At 71.8% G+C, this 1,386-nt stretch carries 2 protein-coding genes; both read left to right on the forward strand.

All coding sequences use genetic code 11. The features are described 5' to 3' along the window. Nucleotides 1-886 (forward strand): anthranilate synthase component 1 (locus RWX45_RS08015; RefSeq protein WP_316023206.1); only part of this gene is annotated, 886 nt, incomplete at its 5' end. 1 nt (nt 887) lies between these two features. Continuing rightward, nucleotides 888-1,386, forward strand: a 499-nt coding sequence (locus RWX45_RS08020; RefSeq protein WP_316023207.1) for a glutamine amidotransferase-related protein, incomplete at its 3' end; no start/stop codon positions are given.

The raw sequence follows: 1,386 nt of genomic DNA on the forward strand, positions 1-1,386 counted from the left end.
CACCCAGTCCGATACCGAGTACGCCGGCGTCGTGGAGGCCATGAAGGAATCCATCACTGCCGGGGAGGTCTACCAGGTGGTGCCCGCCCGCGGCTTCACCCTGCCGTGCCCCGATGCGCTGGCCGCCTACCACCAACTGCGCCGCTCCAACCCCAGCCCCTACATGTTCTACGTCGGCGCCCCGGACTTTGAGCTCCTGGGGGCCTCGCCCGAATCCGCGCTGCTGCATTCGGCCACAACCGGCCGGGTCGCCATCCGTCCCATCGCCGGCACGCGCCCACGCGGCCTCGCACCCGACGGCTTGGTCGACCACGAGCGGGACACACGCCTGGAGTTGGAGCTGCGCACGGATGACAAGGAAGTCGCCGAGCACGTCATGCTGGTGGACCTGGCCCGCAACGACGTCGCCCGGGTATCCGTGCCGGGCACCCGCAGGGTCGACGACCTCCTGCGCGTGGACCGTTACAGCCGGGTTATGCACCTGGTCTCGGAGGTATCCGGACAGCTCGCCCCCGACCTGGACGCCCTGGACGCCTTCCGCGCCTCCATGACCATGGGCACGCTCACCGGCGCTCCCAAGCTACGAGCCGCCGAGTTGATCCGGGGCGCCGAGGGGGTCCGCCGCGGCAGCTACGGCGGCTCGGTCGGCTACGTCCGGGGCGACGGCGAACTGGACACCTGCATCGTCATCCGCTCCGCTTTCGTGCGCGAGGGGACAGCGCTGGTACAGGCCGGGGCGGGCGTGGTCGCCGACTCGGTGCCGGCCGCCGAGGCCGCCGAAACCGTGCACAAGGCCAGCGCGGTGCTGGCCGCCATCGCCGCCGCCCAGGGCGCCCGCCTCGTCATCGACCCCGATACCTCGACCGCGCCAGAAAGGAGGGCGTGAGATGCGTGTCGTACTGCTGGATAACCGCGATTCCTTCGTTTACAACCTGGTCGACCAGTTCGCCGCACTGGGAGCACAGATTGAGGTCTACCGCAACACGGCGCCAGCCGAGATGGTGCTGGACGCCCTGGAGCCGCGGACCGAACACTCGGGCGAACGCCCGCTGCTGTGCCTGTCCCCCGGTCCCGGGCACCCGCGTACCTCCGGCTGCCTCATGGAACTGGTCAGCGCCGCCCTGAACCGCGCTATCCCCACGCTCGGCATCTGCCTGGGCTTCCAGGCCATCGTCGAGGCCTGCGGCGGACAGATCGGCCGGGTCGGCCCCGTGCACGGCCGCAGCGTACGCGTGGAGGTCACCGCGGCCGGCCGCGCCGACGCCGCCCTGCGAGTACTGGACGGCGGCCCGCTCGACGTCGCCCGCTACCACTCCCTGGGCACGCGCCGCCTGCCCGAGGCGCTGACGGCGCTGGCGGTCACGACCGCCGCCGACCCCGCCGGGG

Origin of the sequence: Actinomyces sp. MRS3W (assembly GCF_032465695.1) — a bacterium.
Classification (GTDB): domain Bacteria; phylum Actinomycetota; class Actinomycetes; order Actinomycetales; family Actinomycetaceae; genus Actinomyces.